This is a genomic window from Cupriavidus sp. 05N38, from assembly GCF_056397345.1.
In genome coordinates this window covers 21,554-35,756 of record NZ_JBFTNF010000010.1, presented here as the reverse complement: position 1 = coordinate 35,756, position 14,203 = coordinate 21,554, and the positions used below count along the sequence as shown (strand labels likewise).

Sequence of the window (14,203 nt, the reverse complement as noted above, 5' to 3'; positions counted from 1 at the left end):
GAATTTCCATCCGCTACTTCCGCAACGTCTTGCGCTCCCGATATTTCATCTCGCTTCGCGCAGTTGCATTGCAACTGATATTAGGTGATCGATTGCGGCGCCCGAAACGAATTGTTTTGATAGCGGCAATCATCGAAGCAGATAGCCACCGCCCTCAGGCGCCAGGAAAGCGCCGCGATTTCCACAATGCCCGCTCCGCGGATCAATGCTGGCGTCCATGCCAGTGCGGCAGGGAGCCGGTGCGGCGTTTCCTGACGACAAGCCGGCCGCACCCCGATCAGTGCAAGCGGCTCCCGCCGTTCGCGAGGCTCAGCAGCGCTTGCTGGACTTTGGCCGCGGGGAGGTAGCCCGAGCTGAGCTGGCGCAACTTTCCGTCGGCTTCAACGAGCAGCGTCGGGAATCCCGAGACCCCCCACCTGCGTGTCAGCGCGAAATCCGCCCGCGCCGCCTGCACTGCCTCCTCCGACGCCCAGGCGCTATGGAAGGCATCGGCGCTCGTCGGGTAGCCGGCGGCCGTCAGTGCGCGTGCGCCGATCTCTGCCAGGACATTGCCGTCCGTGGTGTCGAGCCCGTCGACATAGAACGCACGCTGAAATGCCTGGAAGACCGTCAGCAGGTCCACCGAAGGTTCGACCAGGCGAGCGGTGGCCACGGCGCGGCAGACCGGCTCGGTGTCGTAGACGAAGTCCTTGCGCGCGAGCAGCGCCTCGCGGTTGAACTCGGCGCCGCTCATCTGTTCCACGCGTGCCCAGTGCGACAGGCGGAACTGCTTGCCGGCGTCATCGAGCACCTGCGTCGATCCGGCCCCCATGGCGCCCAGGACAATATGCACGTCAAGGTCGGGCATGCTTTCGACGATGGTGGTCATCTCCTTGCCAAAGCCGTAGCACCAGGAGCACATCGGGTCGCCAACAAATATCAGTTTCATGGTCTGTTTCCAGTGGATCGCGTTTGAACGGGGATGGGCACTTCGCGGCCCATCGGCCGCAACGCCCCGGGGCTGCGGCACCGGAACTGAATATAGGACCGAACCACACCGGCACCAACAGCGCCAGCCGCAATTCAGTTGTTACGCTGCGTAACCAGAGCGAGGCCGGCCCGATGTTCCGCAGCGACCCGACCATGGCGGGGCGTCCCAGGCAACGCAAAAGAGGCGCCGTGCGCGCATGCTCCGCGCGCGGCGCCTCGCTGCCCCTGACTGCAGACAGGCGGCCGGGACCGCTTACTTGGCCGTCGGCATCGCGAATTCGGCACCCTTGTCGGTGCTTTCCGGCCAGCGCTGCATGATGGACTTCTGCTTCGTATAGAAGCGAACGCCTTCTTCGCCGTATGCGTGCGTGTCGCCGAACAGGCTGCGCTTCCAGCCGCCGAAGCCATGCCAGGCCATCGGGACCGGAATGGGTACGTTGATGCCGACCATGCCCACCTCGATGCGACGGCCGAATTCACGTGCCACATGGCCATCCCGCGTATAGCATGCGACGCCGTTGCCGAACTCGTGCGCATTGACCAGGTCCACGGCTTCGGTGAAGTCCTTGACGCGCACGCACGCGAGGACCGGCCCGAAGATCTCTTCCTTGTAGATGCGCATCTCCGGCGTGACGTTGTCGAACAGCGTGCCGCCGGTGAAGAAGCCATCCTCGTGTCCCTTGACCTGGAGACCGCGACCGTCCACCACCAGCGTCGCGCCTTCGTCGACGCCCAGGGCAATATATCCCTCGATGCGCTCGAGCGCCTGCCGCGTGACGATCGGGCCCATTTCGGCGTCGGCCTCCATGCCGTTCTTCACGACCAGGTTGCGCGCGCGCTCGGCCAGCCGCGGGATGATCTTGTCGGCGATATCGCCCACCAGGACAGCGACCGAGATCGCCATGCAACGTTCGCCGGCGGAGCCGTATCCAGCCCCGACCAGCGCGTCGACAGCCTGTTCGATGTCCGCATCCGGCATGACGACCATATGGTTCTTCGCGCCGCCGAGTGCCTGCACGCGCTTGCCGTGCCTCGCGCCGGTCTCGTAGATATAGTTGGCAATGGGCGTCGAGCCGACGAAGCTGACCGCCTTCACGTCGGGATGGGCCAGCAGCGCATCGACGACCACCTTGTCGCCCTGCACCACATTGAAAATGCCATCGGGCAGGCCCGCTTCCTTCAGCAACCTCGCCATGAACAACGACGCGGACGGGTCGCGTTCGCTCGGCTTCAGGATGAACGCATTGCCGGCGGCGATCGCAACCGGGAACATCCAGCAAGGCACCATGCACGGGAAGTTGAACGGCGTGATGCCTGCCACGACACCCAGTGCCTGGCGCACCGTCCAGTTGTCCATTCCCGTCGAGACCTGCTCGGTGTAGTCGCCCTTGAGCAATTGCGGAATGCCGCAGGCGAACTCGATGACATCGATACCGCGCGCGACCTCGCCTTGCGCATCGGAGAAAACCTTGCCATGTTCTGCCGTGATGATCGCGGCGAGTTCATCGCGGTGCTTGTTCATCAGTTCGAGGAAACGCAGCATGATGCGGGCACGGCGGATCGGCGGCGTATTGCTCCACTTCGGAAAGGCCGCCTTCGCACTTGCCACCGCAGCGTCGACATCGGCAGTCTCGCCCAGCAGCAGCTTGCGCGGACGCTCGCCTGTCGCCGGATTGAAGATGGCCTGGGTACGCGCACCCGAACCGCGAGCCGGCTCACCGTGTATGAAATGTGTCACATCGGCCGTGTCGTTAAACGCTTGCATCTCGACTCCTCAACATTGGTTGGTATGGACGGAGTTTAGGAAGGTGCCGCACGTGTGCAAAGGTGCTAACATTGAATTGATTGTTTTCATTAATGAACAATAAAAACATGGATACCCGAACGGTCGAAAGCCTCTGGACCCATTTGCACTGGTTGACGGTCCTTGCCGAACAGGGCAGCTACACCGCAGCCGCGGCACGCCTCGGCGTCAGCAAGGCGGCAATGAGCCAGCGCATCGCCGAACTGGAACGGGCGGCGGGCGTCGCGCTGGTTCAGCGCACCACACGCAGCGTGCGCTTCACCGAAGCCGGGCAGCGGCTTGTCGAAGACACGCGCGGGGAATACGAGCACATTGCGACGAGCTTCGCCACGGTCAGGGAAATGGCGGGCGTGGCGCGCGGATTGATCCGCGTGACGGCACCGGTGGCGTTCGTCCGACAACAGCTGGTGCCGCGGATGTCGGCTTTCCTGCGTGCCAATCCCGAAGTCCGCGTGCAACTCGAAGTGTCCGACCGGCTCAGCTCGATCGCCACCGAAGGATTCGATCTGGCCATCCGGCACAGTGCGCAAGCGCCTGAAACGCATGTCGCATGGAAGCTGTGTGAAACGCGCTCCGTGATCGCCGCGACGCGCGCGTACATCAAGCTGCGGGGCCTGCCGAAGGCGCCGGCGGACCTCTCCTCGCACGACTGCCTGTTCTACCCCCGCGCCCTCGGCGCCGGGATCTGGTCTTTCGAGCGAAAGGCGGCGCGCAAGCCGAGCCCCGGGCCGGTCACGGTCACGGTGAACGGACCGTTCTCGGCCAATAACAGCGAAGCGCTGCGCGACGCCGCGCTCGACGACATGGGCATTGCCCTCCTGCCTGACTTCACTGCACAGGCGGCAATCCGGGCCGGCAAGCTCGTGGTCATACTGCCGGACTGGCGTCCGGTCGGTGCCTTTGCCGACCAGCTCTATGTCGTGCGACCTTACACGCCCCACGTGCCGCGCGCGGTCGCACTGTTCGTCACGTATCTTCGCGAGACGTTCGCTGACGGGTTTCCCGTCCAGTAAGCTGCATTGGCATCTTGCGGCGCCCGCCTCGTCCATTCGCGCCTGCATTATTGTTTCCCGCCACGCAAAGGATATTTTCCGATTCGCTCGCGCCTCGCCAACGCGGCCAGCGGTACAGTCCACCGTTTACTCGTTCTGTACGGGCTCCGGTCTAACGATCGCGAAGCTGGAAAAGCATGAGCAGGTCTGCCACTCGAGTATTCCTTGTCACCGGCGTGAGTTCAGGCTTCGGCCGCGCGATATCRCAGGCCGCGCTCGCCGACGGCAGCACTGTCATCGGCACCGTCAGGAATGAGGCCGATAGAGTGGCGTTCAGGAAGCTGGCTCCGGGGCATGCCGATGCGCTTGTCCTCGATCTCACCGATCTCGATGCCATCGGCCCGGCGATCCAGGGCGCTGTCGAGCGTGTCGGGCCGGTGGACGTCCTGGTGAACAACGCTGGCTACGGTCATGAAGGCACGCTGGAAGAATCGTCCCTCGAAGCGCTGGTGCGCCAGTTCGAGGTCAACGTCTTCGGCGCGGTGGCAATGATCAAGGCCATCCTGCCGTCCATGCGGGCCAGGCGGACCGGCCACATCTTCAATATCACCTCGATGGCGGGCTTTGCCGGGCTTCCCGGCGTTCCGTACTACTGCGGAAGCAAGTTCGCGCTCGAAGGCATCTCCGAATCGCTGGCCAGGGAAGTCGCCGGCCTTGGCATCAAGGTGACGTCGGTCGCTCCTGGTTCATTCCGGACGGATTGGGCAGGCCGCTCAATGGTACGGACCGACCGGAGCATTGCCGACTATGACGCGGTATTCGAGCCCATTCGCCGCGCCCGCCGGCAGAAGAGCGGGAAGCAGGCCGGCGATCCCGCAAGGGCCGCGCGCATCCTGCTCGACCTGGTGGGCCGGGACGACGCGCCCGTTCATCTGTTGCTGGGCGCCGATGCACTCAGCCTCGTGCGGGGCAAGCTGGCAGCGCTGGCCGAAGAAATCGACACCTGGGAATCCGTGTCGAATTCCACGGATTTCTCGTAGTCGACAGCCGTTCGGAGCATGGCGGCGACCCGGATCCCGCCTTGACCGGCGGCGGCGGCGCGGTGCACACACTCCCCTCGCGTGAAGCCGGATGCGCATTCCTTGGCGTGCGCCCGGCCGCGGCGAGGCACCCTTCACTTGTTCACGCTGCGCAAGACTGTTTGTCCACCGTGTGCCTTCGCATCCGCAGCCCGGTCGCCTAAATTTACTACCTATCGGTACCGCCAATTTCGGCGGGGACAACCGAGCTAACCTTTTCGAGATCATCATCATGAGCAATCAACAGAAAGTCGTCGTTGTCACCGGTGCATCCCAAGGTATCGGCGCTGAAGTGGTCAAGGCATTCCGCGAGCAAGGCTATCTCGTGGTCGCCACTGCGCGTTCGATCAAGCCGACGAGCGACGAGGGCATCCTCGCAGTCGCCGGCGACATCAGYGACCCGGCGACCGCCAAGCGCGTGATCGCGGAAGGCGTGGCCCGCTTCGGCCGCATCGACTCGCTGGTCAACAATGCGGGCATCTTCCTGGCCAAGCCGTTCACCAGCTATACCGCCGAGGACTACGCAGCGGCACTCGGCGTCAACCTCAACGGCTTCTTCTTCATCACCCAGCTTGCCATCGCCGAGATGGAGAAGGTCGGCGGCGGCCACGTCGTGAGCATCACCACGAGCCTCGTGGACCACGCCATCAGCGGCGTGCCCTCGGTGCTGGCATCCCTGACCAAGGGTGGCCTGAACTCCGCCACCAAGTCGCTCGCCATCGAGTATGCAAAGACCGGCATCCGCGTGAACGCCGTATCCCCCGGCATCATCAAGACGCCCATGCACGCGCCGGAAACCCACGCGGCGCTGGGTAGCCTGCACCCCGTCGGACACATGGGTGAGACGGCAGACATCGTGCAGGCCATCCTGTACCTGGAGTCGGCCAAGTTTGTGACGGGCGAGATCCTCCACGTCGACGGCGGCCAAAGCGCCGGTCACTGATAGGACACGCGGGCGCCGCCTGGCGGCGCCCTGCCTTACCCCTGACTTGCCCACGAAACCGGGAGTACACAATGCCGATCGTTACGATCCAGGTAACGCGTGAAGGAACGAAGCCGGGCGCGCAAGCCGTGACCGCCGATGAGAAGGCGCTGCTGATCAAAGGCGTCAGCGAACTGCTGCGCGACGTCCTGAACAAGCCGCTCGACGCGACTTTCGTCGTCATCCAGGAAGTCGAAACCGAAAACTGGGGCTGGGGAGGGCTGCCGGTCGACGCCTATCGTCGCCAGCACGCAAAGCCATCCTCATAAAGCGCCACGCTTCGCTCTGCGCCGTGCCTCTGACCGCGTCACGAATCCGCATGGGCGGCAGGCGACGCTCAGGCAGCGACACGCAAGCCAGCGTCGGCGCCTGAAACGGGCCGGCGCGGCGAGCCCTCGTCGGCAAGCGCCGAAGGCCGGTCAGCATGGACGAACTGCGTGCAGAAATCGATAAACGTGCGCAGGCGCAGCGGCATCAGTTCGCGGTGCGCATAGAAGAGACAGAGCTCCTCGGTGGCATCCGGGCCAGAGCACCCCGGCAGCACGCGCTCAAGCCGCCCCGTGGCGACGTCCTCCGCGACCATCGCTTCGGGCAAGGTGGCGATGCCGGTGCCGCCCAGCGCGGCGAAGCGCAGGAACACGTCGTCGCCGTCCATGGAGGATCGCGGCAGCACGCTCACGCGCCGCCCGTCCTCCAGCAATTCGAGAAAACTCGTGTTCTTCTGCCTGGAACCGGGCTCCACCAGGAGAAAGTGACTCGCCAGGTCCGATGCCTGCCGCGGCACACCGTTCTGGCTCAGGTAGGCCGGCGCCGCCACCAAGACCCGCGACGTACTCCACAGTGTGCGCCTGATCACGGCCGGTTGATCCACCAGCCGCGCCGGCAGCACGGCTATGTCGAAATGGCCGTCGTACAGGTTCACCGGCCTGTCCTGCACGGAAATCATCAGGTTGACGTCAGGCGCGGTCGCCCGGTAGCCGGACAGGAGGCGCGCAAGCGTGCAGCCGGCAAACATCGGATGGATCACCAGCCGGATCCTGCCACTATCGACCTCGCGCTCCTGGCTGATGCGCCGGTTCGCCTCATCGAATTCCTCCAGCAGCCGCACGCAGCTGAGGTAGTAGGGCTGCGCGACGTCGGCCAGCTTCACCGACCGGGTCGTCCTGTGGAGCAACCTGGTCTGGATGCTGGCTTCGAGCTTCGCAATCGCCTTTGAAATCGTACCAGTCGTGACGCCAAGCGACTCCGCCGCCTTGCTGAAACTCTGATGCTGCGCGGCGGCAACGAATGCGCGCAGCATATACAGCTGATCCATGGTGACTCCAGACGAAATTGGTGCGCTGCCTGGCAGCAACGGAACAACAGAACAACAGAACAACGGGGGCATGGGAGCCGGAGCGGAAGACCGGACCCGAAGCAAGGCTCAGGGCACACACGGCATGGCCGTCTTGCTCGGATCGTCTTCTTTTTCGGATTGGCTTCGCAAGGACACCGTTTCTGTCGTGCGTGGAAACAAGCTTAGCCGTGTTTCCGGGTCACACGCGCGGTTTGTAGCGATAGGGGTATCGGGAAAACAGATACCCATCCCTGCGACCGGCCGCCCCGGCGCCGGCCCGCTCACACCTGCCAGTGTCGGGCGCGATCCGGCTCGGGCACACGGACAACGGGACTCCGCCCTCGGCAAGATGCGCCTTGCAGCGCATGGCGACGCCCYGGGCGAGCTGGCGCAACTCCGCAACGGCACCGGGAGAGTTGCTCGTCACAAGCCAGAATGCACCTCGCGCGTGCCGGTCCTCTGCCCGGGCCGGCACGCACTAAGCCGCGGCTGTCTTCATGCCGCCGCCTTCAGGGACTGGAACTCGCCCCGGGACACCTCGACGAAGGCCCGCATGGCGTTGGAGACATAGGCGTCGTGCCGGCGAATGAACAGGGTCTCGACATCCCTGTGCTCCGGGGCGACCTCGTGGAGCGCGACCAGCGCCTGGCGCGCCGCGCCCGCGACGACGCTCCTCGGCAGCAGGGTGATGCCAATGCCGGCCCCGACGCACGCGATGATGGCATCCAGCGACCCGAACTCCAGGGGCGTCGCTACCAGGATCCCCATCTCGGCGAGCAGTGCGTCGAGCCGCTGGCGGTACGAGCATCCCTGCCGGAAGACGATGGTCTTGAGGCTCGGGATGGCCGCCAGGGCGCCGAGCGAGGAAACGGTGCGCGCCGTCACGACGACCAGTTCCTCATGGAAGATCGCCTCACCGTGCAGATCGGGATGATCGAGCGGGCCGGCGATAAAGGCGCCGTCGAGCTTGCAGTCGGCGACATCGGTGGCCAGGCTGCAACTGGTGCCGGTCGTGAGCGACATCCGCACCTGCGGGTACATACGCGCGAAGCTGGTGAGAATGGGGGAAAGGCGCAGCGCCGCCGTCGTCTCGAGCGTCCCGAGCACCAGGTCCCCTCCCGGGGCGCCCTCGTCAGTCGCGGCCAGCCTCGCATCTGCGACGAGCCTGGCGATGCGCCCGGCATACGGGAGCATTCTTTGCCCCGCAGGAGTGAGGCTCACGCCGCGCACATGCCGGCTGAACAGCGGCACGCCAAGCTCCCGCTCCAGCGCCCTGATGCGTGCCGTCACGTTGGACTGGACGGTGTGCAGCTCGGCGGCCGCCTGGTTCATGCTGCCGAGGCGGGCGACGGCTTCGAATACCCTGAGATCGGTCACATCCATCTTCATACCTTTCCAATTCGGACGGCGGGCCGCCGCCTCATGAATCGCCGCTGCCAGGAAGGCCTGGCCACATCCGGGCTTGCCGACGCATGCGATCGATGGCGAAGGATAGTCCGCGGTCGCCTCGCACCAATTCAGGATGCACGCGCATCAAGTCTTCATCGCCGGGGGTGAGATAGTCAACCGATGTCGTGGAAAAACGGCGTTGCGCAAGCGGAATCAATACCGTGCCGCCTTGTTCCATGTTCCCTGTTCCTTGCGGTCTCGCGGGAACGCCGGGCACTGCTTGCGTCTTCGCGCGGGGCCACGCCGTCGGAGCCATTACATCATGTACTAACTGATGTTTCCCCGTGGTGGTTTATCGCGTGGCCAAAAGCCCCTACATTGCGATCCAGTACGGAAGCACCGGATACCGCGGCATGAGCTTGCCGGGCACGGTGCTCCGTTGCGCAAACGGTCAGCGGAGCAACTACCATGAGCAAATACGATTTTCCAGAGATAGACGGGGATCACCAGGCTATCCTGAAACTGCTGTACGTGTATCTTGACGCCATCTACGACGGCAATGCGACATGCCTTGGCTCGACCTTCCACCCCGCGGCCGCGGTGTTCGGCCATGTGAATGGCGAGGCCACCCACAGGACCGTGGCCGCCTACCTGGCCGCGGTAGCAGGACGAGCAAGCCCGGCCTCGCAAGGCGAGCCATACCGCATGTCGATCCTCTCCATCGACGTGCTCGGCGCCATGGCCAGCGCCAAGGTTCGCGTCAGGATGTTCGGATTCGACTACTACAACTTCCTTTCGCTGCTGAAGGTCGACGGCAACTGGCTGATCGCCAACAAGCTGTACACGCACCACGAAGAAGGTTGATGATCACGTACGCCATTTGCCACTCCGCACGAGTTCGCTGACCGCATCCGCGAACGCGTCGGGCGCCTCTTGCGGCAGATTGTGGCCAACCGCGGGAATCTGGCGGTGGATGCGCGGGCCCGTGAAGCGGGCCGCCGTTGCCTGACCGTCGGTCGCCGGCACGACGCCATCCGCCGTGCCGTCCAGCGTAATGGCCGGCACGGAGATCGGCGGTGTCGCCGCGAGCTTTTTCTCCGCTTCGTCGTATAGCGGATAGCCAGGAGCAAGACCGAGCCGGTGCCGGTAGGAGTGGATCACGACCTCGACGTAGTCCGGATTGTCGAAAGCCCGGGCCGCCCGCTGGAACGTGGCTTCGTCGAAGTGCCATGTCGGCGAGTTGTTCTTCCACAGGATGCGGGCGATATCGCGACGGTTCGCCTCGAGACCCGCGCGCCCGCGTTCGGTCTGGAAGTAATACTGGTACCAGAGCCCCCGTTCGACCTGCGCGGGCAATGGCACGGCCGCCTTGGCGATATCCTGGATAAGATAGCTGTTGACCGAAACCAGCCCGACGCAGCGCGACGGCCGCAGCGCCGCCGCGACACAGGCAGCACGGCCACCCCAGTCGTAACCCGCGAGCACCGCTTCCGGAATGTGCAGCGCGTCCATCAGGGCGATTACGTCCTGGCCGATGGCGGCTTGCTGGCCCGCGCGCGGCGTGGCGGGGTCCAGGAAGCGCGTCGTGCCATGGCCCCGCAGATGGGGGACGATCACGCGATAGCCGCGCGCCGCCAGCATCGGCGCCACCTCCACGTAGCTGTGGATGTCATACGGGAAGCCATGAAGCAGGACCACGGGGCGGCCGCCTGCGGGGCCTGCCTCGTGATAGCCGATATCAAGCCACTCCGTGCGCACCTGGCGAACGGGCAGGCTGCGCAGGGAAGCGCCCCGCGCGGCGGCGGGTGCGGCCAGCGCCGGCTTGCCGGCAAGCAGCGTGGCGCCCGCGACGCCGGCAGCGCCCGACAGCAAGAACTGCCGGCGGGACAAGATATTCTTCGACACGATGTGTGATTCCTCAGGGTTGGATGGCGAGCGAACGACTCAGTCCGCTTCAATGCTGGCGATGAGATCGCTGCCGAGCCAGCCGGCGAGCAGCGCGCCAGCCCTGGCGATGCCTTCGCTGTCGCCGAGGCGCTCGACCAGGTGGGTGCAGAGCGCGGCAAAGCTGCCGCTGGCCTGCAAGCTGATCAGTGCGTCGCGCTCTATGGCATCGACCTGGCGCAGGTAGCAAGTGAATTGCCGACGCCAGACGATCAGCCCTGCTGGCGCCGCCAGCATCTCGCCCTCGGGCGGCGACTCGCCCTCGCTCAGCGCGGTCCAGATCCGCTCCGCGTTGGTCGTGGCGACGCGGACCGCGAGGGACGGCGCAAGACGCAGATGCGCGGTGTCCCAGTCGACATCCGCCATGGACGCCATCGCCAGCGGCGCCGCGTCGCGTGAGACAAAGGCCTGGGACAAGGCATGCTCGATCCATGCGAGTTCATGGAGATCGGGGTTGTCCGGATACTGTGCGGCCAGCGTCTGGCCAAAGCCGTCGGCATAGGCGTCGAGCGTCCAGGCGTGCGGGGGATGAAGGTCGATATGGGCGATGGCAGCGGCCAGGAACAAATCCTCTCCCATCCATTCATGCACCAGCGGGAACGACGATTCGAGGCAGCCCACGAGCTGGGCGCGGTAGTTGTTCTGGTAGACGGCCACACCCGCCTCGCCGCCGGGTTCCAGCCGGCGTGCCGCATCGGGCGATGCCGTCACCAGCCACGCGCGGAAATCGCGCTGCAGTTCGGCCAGGTTCATGCGGCCTCCCGCGCGATGGCACTTGTCTCGCCGGCGCCGATGGCGCGTGCGAACGCTAGTTCGCCCAGCAATTCGGAGAGCGGCGGAATGTCGTCGTCCCGCTCGATCATGGTCGCGACGGGCCCGAGACGCGACATTGCCCTGGCGTAGAGTTGCCATACCGGCTCGCACACGGGGCTGTCATGGGTATCGATCAGCATGTCGCGGCCCTGGCTGTGCCCGGCAAGGTGAACCTGGCGCACGCGCCCGGCGGGAATGCCGTCGAGGAAGGCGTGGGCATCGAATCCATGATTCGACGCGCTGACAAAGACATTGTTGACGTCCAGCAGCAGATCGCAGCCGGTCCGCTTGCACATGGCAGCGAGGAATTCCCACTCGGTCATGGCAGCGCCCTGGAAGGCAAGGTAGCTGGACGGATTCTCGAACAACATGGCGCGACCGAGCACGTCCTGCGCCATGCCGATGTTGGCGCAGACGATGTCCAGTGCTTCCTCCGTGTAAGGAACCRGCAGCAAGTCATGCGAATTGAAGCGGCCGATGCGCGACCAGCTCAGGTGATCGGATACGTAGAGCGGCTCGATCTCGTCGACCAGTGCCTTCAGGCGCAGGAGATAGTCGCGGTCAAGCCCGTCCGCGGAGCCGACAGACATGGAGACGCCGTGCATCGCGACGTGATATCGCGCGCGTATCTCGCGCAGGATATGCCGGGGCTGGCCCCCGGCGACCATGAAGTTCTCGGAGATGACCTCGACGAAATCGACCGGGACATCCGTTTCGAGGAATTCACGGTAGTGTTCCTTGCGCAGGCCGAGGCCATAGCCTGGGAAGGTCGGACTTGGAGCGAGCATGGCGCGTACTCAGATGACGTGGGTAAGACGCGGCCGGCCCGGCGGGCACATCCCGTACCGGGCCGGCCGGGCGATCACTTCGGCTCGGTCAGCGTGCCGCCTGCCTTGAGGCATTCCGACTTGGGCTTCACCAGGACGCCCTTGCCCTTGCAATCGTTCAGGCCCTTGCAATCGTTCTTGGCCGTCGCGCACAGGCTGGTTCCCTTGCAGGTATTGACCCCGTAGCAGCGGCCGGGCTCCTCCTTGCCGGCGGCATGCGCCGGGCTGGCGATCGAGAAGGACGCGAGCGCGACCAGCGCTGCGGCGGTGGCGATGCTGGCACAGGATTTCTTGGTGATGTTCATGGTGTTTCTCCGGGGTTGGGGTAGGAAAAAGGTTTTGGTCGGGATGGAAATGCGGAGGGGCGCTGCGTGCCGCCCGCTCGCTTACTTGACGTCGCGCGCAGCTTCCTCGATCACCTGCGCGACAGCCTCGGGCTGCGAGATGTAGACAGCATGGCTAGCCTTGATCTCGGTCACCTTCGCGCCGGCGCGCTTGTACATCCAGCGCTGGAGGTCCGGGTTCAGCGCGCGGTCTTCCGTGGCCACGATGCCGTAGCTGGGCTTGTCGTGCCATGCTGCCGTCCATGCGCCGGCGGCAAAGGCCGCGGTCGTCACCGGCACTTGCGAGGCGGCCATGAAATCGGTCCGGTTCGACGTCAGGTCGCCGGCGAAATCGGTGCCGAACCTGGCGGGATCGAAGAACAGGTGCCCATCGCGGGTCGGGCGGACACTGGCGCTCGCTGCCGGCATGGATGCCGCGAGCTGGGCCACGCTTTCGCCGACGTCCGGTTCCAGGGCGGCGACATAGACCAGGGCCTTCACCTTCGAGCGCGCGCCGGCGATCGTGATGACCGAGCCGCCGTAGCTGTGGCCGACCAGCACGACGGGCCCCTCCTGCTCGTCGACGATATCGCGCGTGGCAGCGACGTCTTCACTGAGCGTGGTGTGGGGAAGCTGCACCACACTGACCTTGTAGCCCTTGTGGATCAGGATGTCGTGGACCACGCGCCAGCCCGATCCATCGACGAAGGCGCCGTGGACGAGGACGATGTTTTTCGCACCCTGAGGCGCGGGCGGCGTCGCCGCCGGGGCGAGCGACGGGATTGCCGCGGCCAGGGCGATGGCGAGTGTCGGGATGAATCGCATTGAAGTTCTCCAGCAGGCCAGGCCTGCCTTTTTTTACGTGAATGAACAATGGGTATTGGAACGGGCAGTGACGCTAGGCCGCACGCGCGCGGGAGAGCGGGCGAGCGCGTCGCAAGACGTGGTCGAGCGACCAGGCGCCCCCGCCCTGCGCGATCAGCGGCAGGAGCAAGCCCGCCCAGCTGAGGTGCGTCGGCCATGCGTCGGGGTAGACGAAGATCTCGATGACCGCCGTCATGCCCAGCAGCGCGGCGGCCGCCGTTCGCGTGAGCAAACCCAGGACCAGCAGGATCGGGAACAGGTGTTCAGACCATGTTGCCAGCTGCGCGGCCAGCTCGGGCGGCACCAGTGGCAACGCATATTCCGATGCGAACAGGCTGTAGGTCGTCGCCTTGATCGCCAGGAAGCCGTCCACCTTGGTTCGCCCCGAGAGGAAGAAGACCGAAGCGATGCCGGCTCGTGCAAGCAGCAGCAGCAAGGCTGGCGGAAGCAGACGCTGCAGCGCGGCGCCCACTGTCCCGCTTGCCGCCGGGGCGCTCTGACCCACCGGTGATGCCATTCTTTGGCCAGCGCGCGAAATCATTTTGTCGCCTTCAGCGAACCGTGACCCTTGGGCGTCTTGATCTGCGTGCAGCTACCCTTGTCCACCAGGGTCCAGGCATCGCCCTGGTAGTCGACCTTGGACGTTCCCGCGCAGCTGGTACCCGCACCGGCGGCGCAATCGTTCTTGCCGGCGAGTGACACGCCATAACACTTCTCCGTGGCCTTGGCCGGCTCCGCGGCATGGGCGACACCCGCGAGGGCGTTGAGTGAAATGGCGAGGGTGGCCGCAAGGACGGCGTGTGTGCTTTTCATGGTGATCTCCTTGGCAAAGGCGTTTGGTGGCATGGGACTACCGCTTCGACGGCGCCGGCCACTTTAGT

At 65.1% G+C, this 14,203-nt stretch carries 17 protein-coding genes; 5 read left to right on the top strand and 12 right to left on the bottom strand.

The annotated features are described in order from the left end of the window. Positions 1-277: 277 nt before the first annotated feature. Both AC1DK4_RS09395 and AC1DK4_RS09390 read right to left on the bottom strand, forming a co-directional pair. The gene (locus AC1DK4_RS09395) at positions 278-928 is read right to left on the bottom strand and encodes a DsbA family protein (protein ID WP_441649761.1); all 651 of its coding nucleotides are present in this window, start codon (positions 926-928) and stop codon (positions 278-280) included. A 294-nt stretch (positions 929-1,222) separates the two neighbouring features. Then, positions 1,223-2,734, bottom strand: a complete 1,512-nt coding sequence (locus AC1DK4_RS09390; RefSeq protein WP_441649760.1) for a CoA-acylating methylmalonate-semialdehyde dehydrogenase — start codon at positions 2,732-2,734, stop codon at positions 1,223-1,225. A gap of 107 nt (positions 2,735-2,841) precedes the next feature. On the opposite strand from AC1DK4_RS09390, the gene AC1DK4_RS09385 reads away from it, so the two are divergent. From AC1DK4_RS09385 to AC1DK4_RS09370, 4 genes are all read left to right on the top strand, one after another. Then, entirely contained in the window at positions 2,842-3,786 is a 945-nt protein-coding gene (locus AC1DK4_RS09385) for a LysR family transcriptional regulator (RefSeq protein ID WP_441614067.1), read from the top strand. 176 nt (positions 3,787-3,962) lie between these two features. Beyond that, entirely contained in the window at positions 3,963-4,805 is an 843-nt protein-coding gene (locus AC1DK4_RS09380) for an oxidoreductase (protein ID WP_441613852.1), read from the top strand. A 271-nt stretch (positions 4,806-5,076) separates the two neighbouring features. Continuing rightward, entirely contained in the window at positions 5,077-5,787 is a 711-nt protein-coding gene (locus AC1DK4_RS09375) for an SDR family NAD(P)-dependent oxidoreductase (RefSeq protein WP_441613851.1), read from the top strand. 71 nt (positions 5,788-5,858) lie between these two features. Further along, entirely contained in the window at positions 5,859-6,095 is a 237-nt protein-coding gene (locus AC1DK4_RS09370) for a tautomerase family protein (protein ID WP_441613850.1), read from the top strand. A gap of 68 nt (positions 6,096-6,163) precedes the next feature. On the opposite strand, the gene AC1DK4_RS09365 is transcribed toward AC1DK4_RS09370, so the two are convergent. From AC1DK4_RS09365 to AC1DK4_RS09355, 3 genes are all read right to left on the bottom strand, one after another. Then, a complete protein-coding gene (locus AC1DK4_RS09365; protein ID WP_441649759.1) occupies positions 6,164-7,126 on the bottom strand; it encodes a LysR family transcriptional regulator in 963 nt (320 codons plus the stop codon). A 531-nt stretch (positions 7,127-7,657) separates the two neighbouring features. Further along, positions 7,658-8,545 (bottom strand): LysR family transcriptional regulator, encoded by an 888-nt coding sequence (locus AC1DK4_RS09360; protein WP_441649810.1) that lies wholly within the window; start codon positions 8,543-8,545, stop codon positions 7,658-7,660. A 37-nt stretch (positions 8,546-8,582) separates the two neighbouring features. Next, entirely contained in the window at positions 8,583-8,789 is a 207-nt protein-coding gene (locus AC1DK4_RS09355) for a hypothetical protein (protein WP_441649758.1), read from the bottom strand. Positions 8,790-9,019: 230 nt separating this feature from the next. Here AC1DK4_RS09355 and AC1DK4_RS09350 point away from each other — a divergent pair, with 230 nt between their 5' ends. After that, positions 9,020-9,415, top strand: a complete 396-nt coding sequence (locus AC1DK4_RS09350; protein ID WP_441613847.1) for a nuclear transport factor 2 family protein — start codon at positions 9,020-9,022, stop codon at positions 9,413-9,415. Between the two features lie 3 nt (positions 9,416-9,418). On the opposite strand, the gene AC1DK4_RS09345 is transcribed toward AC1DK4_RS09350, so the two are convergent. The 7 genes from AC1DK4_RS09345 to AC1DK4_RS09315 all read right to left on the bottom strand — a co-directional run bounded on the left by AC1DK4_RS09345 (position 9,419) and on the right by AC1DK4_RS09315 (position 14,135). Continuing rightward, entirely contained in the window at positions 9,419-10,444 is a 1,026-nt protein-coding gene (locus AC1DK4_RS09345) for an alpha/beta fold hydrolase (protein WP_441649809.1), read from the bottom strand. A gap of 51 nt (positions 10,445-10,495) precedes the next feature. Next, a complete protein-coding gene (locus tag AC1DK4_RS09340; RefSeq protein WP_441649757.1) occupies positions 10,496-11,248 on the bottom strand; it encodes an HvfC/BufC family peptide modification chaperone in 753 nt (250 codons plus the stop codon). Then, complete coding sequence (gene bufB / locus AC1DK4_RS09335) at positions 11,245-12,096, bottom strand: MNIO family bufferin maturase (protein ID WP_477131493.1); 852 nt, start codon at positions 12,094-12,096, stop codon at positions 11,245-11,247. The genes AC1DK4_RS09340 and bufB overlap by 4 nt, the downstream gene beginning before the upstream one ends. A gap of 74 nt (positions 12,097-12,170) precedes the next feature. Next, a complete protein-coding gene (bufA2, locus tag AC1DK4_RS09330; protein WP_441613844.1) occupies positions 12,171-12,440 on the bottom strand; it encodes a BufA2 family periplasmic bufferin-type metallophore in 270 nt (89 codons plus the stop codon). 81 nt (positions 12,441-12,521) lie between these two features. Next, positions 12,522-13,283: an alpha/beta hydrolase gene (locus tag AC1DK4_RS09325; protein ID WP_441613843.1), complete on the bottom strand. Its 762-nt coding sequence runs from the start codon at positions 13,281-13,283 to the stop codon at positions 12,522-12,524. A gap of 73 nt (positions 13,284-13,356) precedes the next feature. Then, positions 13,357-13,839 carry a DoxX family protein gene (locus AC1DK4_RS09320; protein ID WP_441613842.1) on the bottom strand — a complete coding sequence of 161 codons (483 nt, stop codon included), beginning with the start codon at positions 13,837-13,839 and terminating at the stop codon, positions 13,357-13,359. 20 nt (positions 13,840-13,859) lie between these two features. Then, complete coding sequence (locus AC1DK4_RS09315; RefSeq protein ID WP_441613841.1) at positions 13,860-14,135, bottom strand: BufA1 family periplasmic bufferin-type metallophore; 276 nt, start codon at positions 14,133-14,135, stop codon at positions 13,860-13,862. Positions 14,136-14,203: the final 68 nt, after the last annotated feature.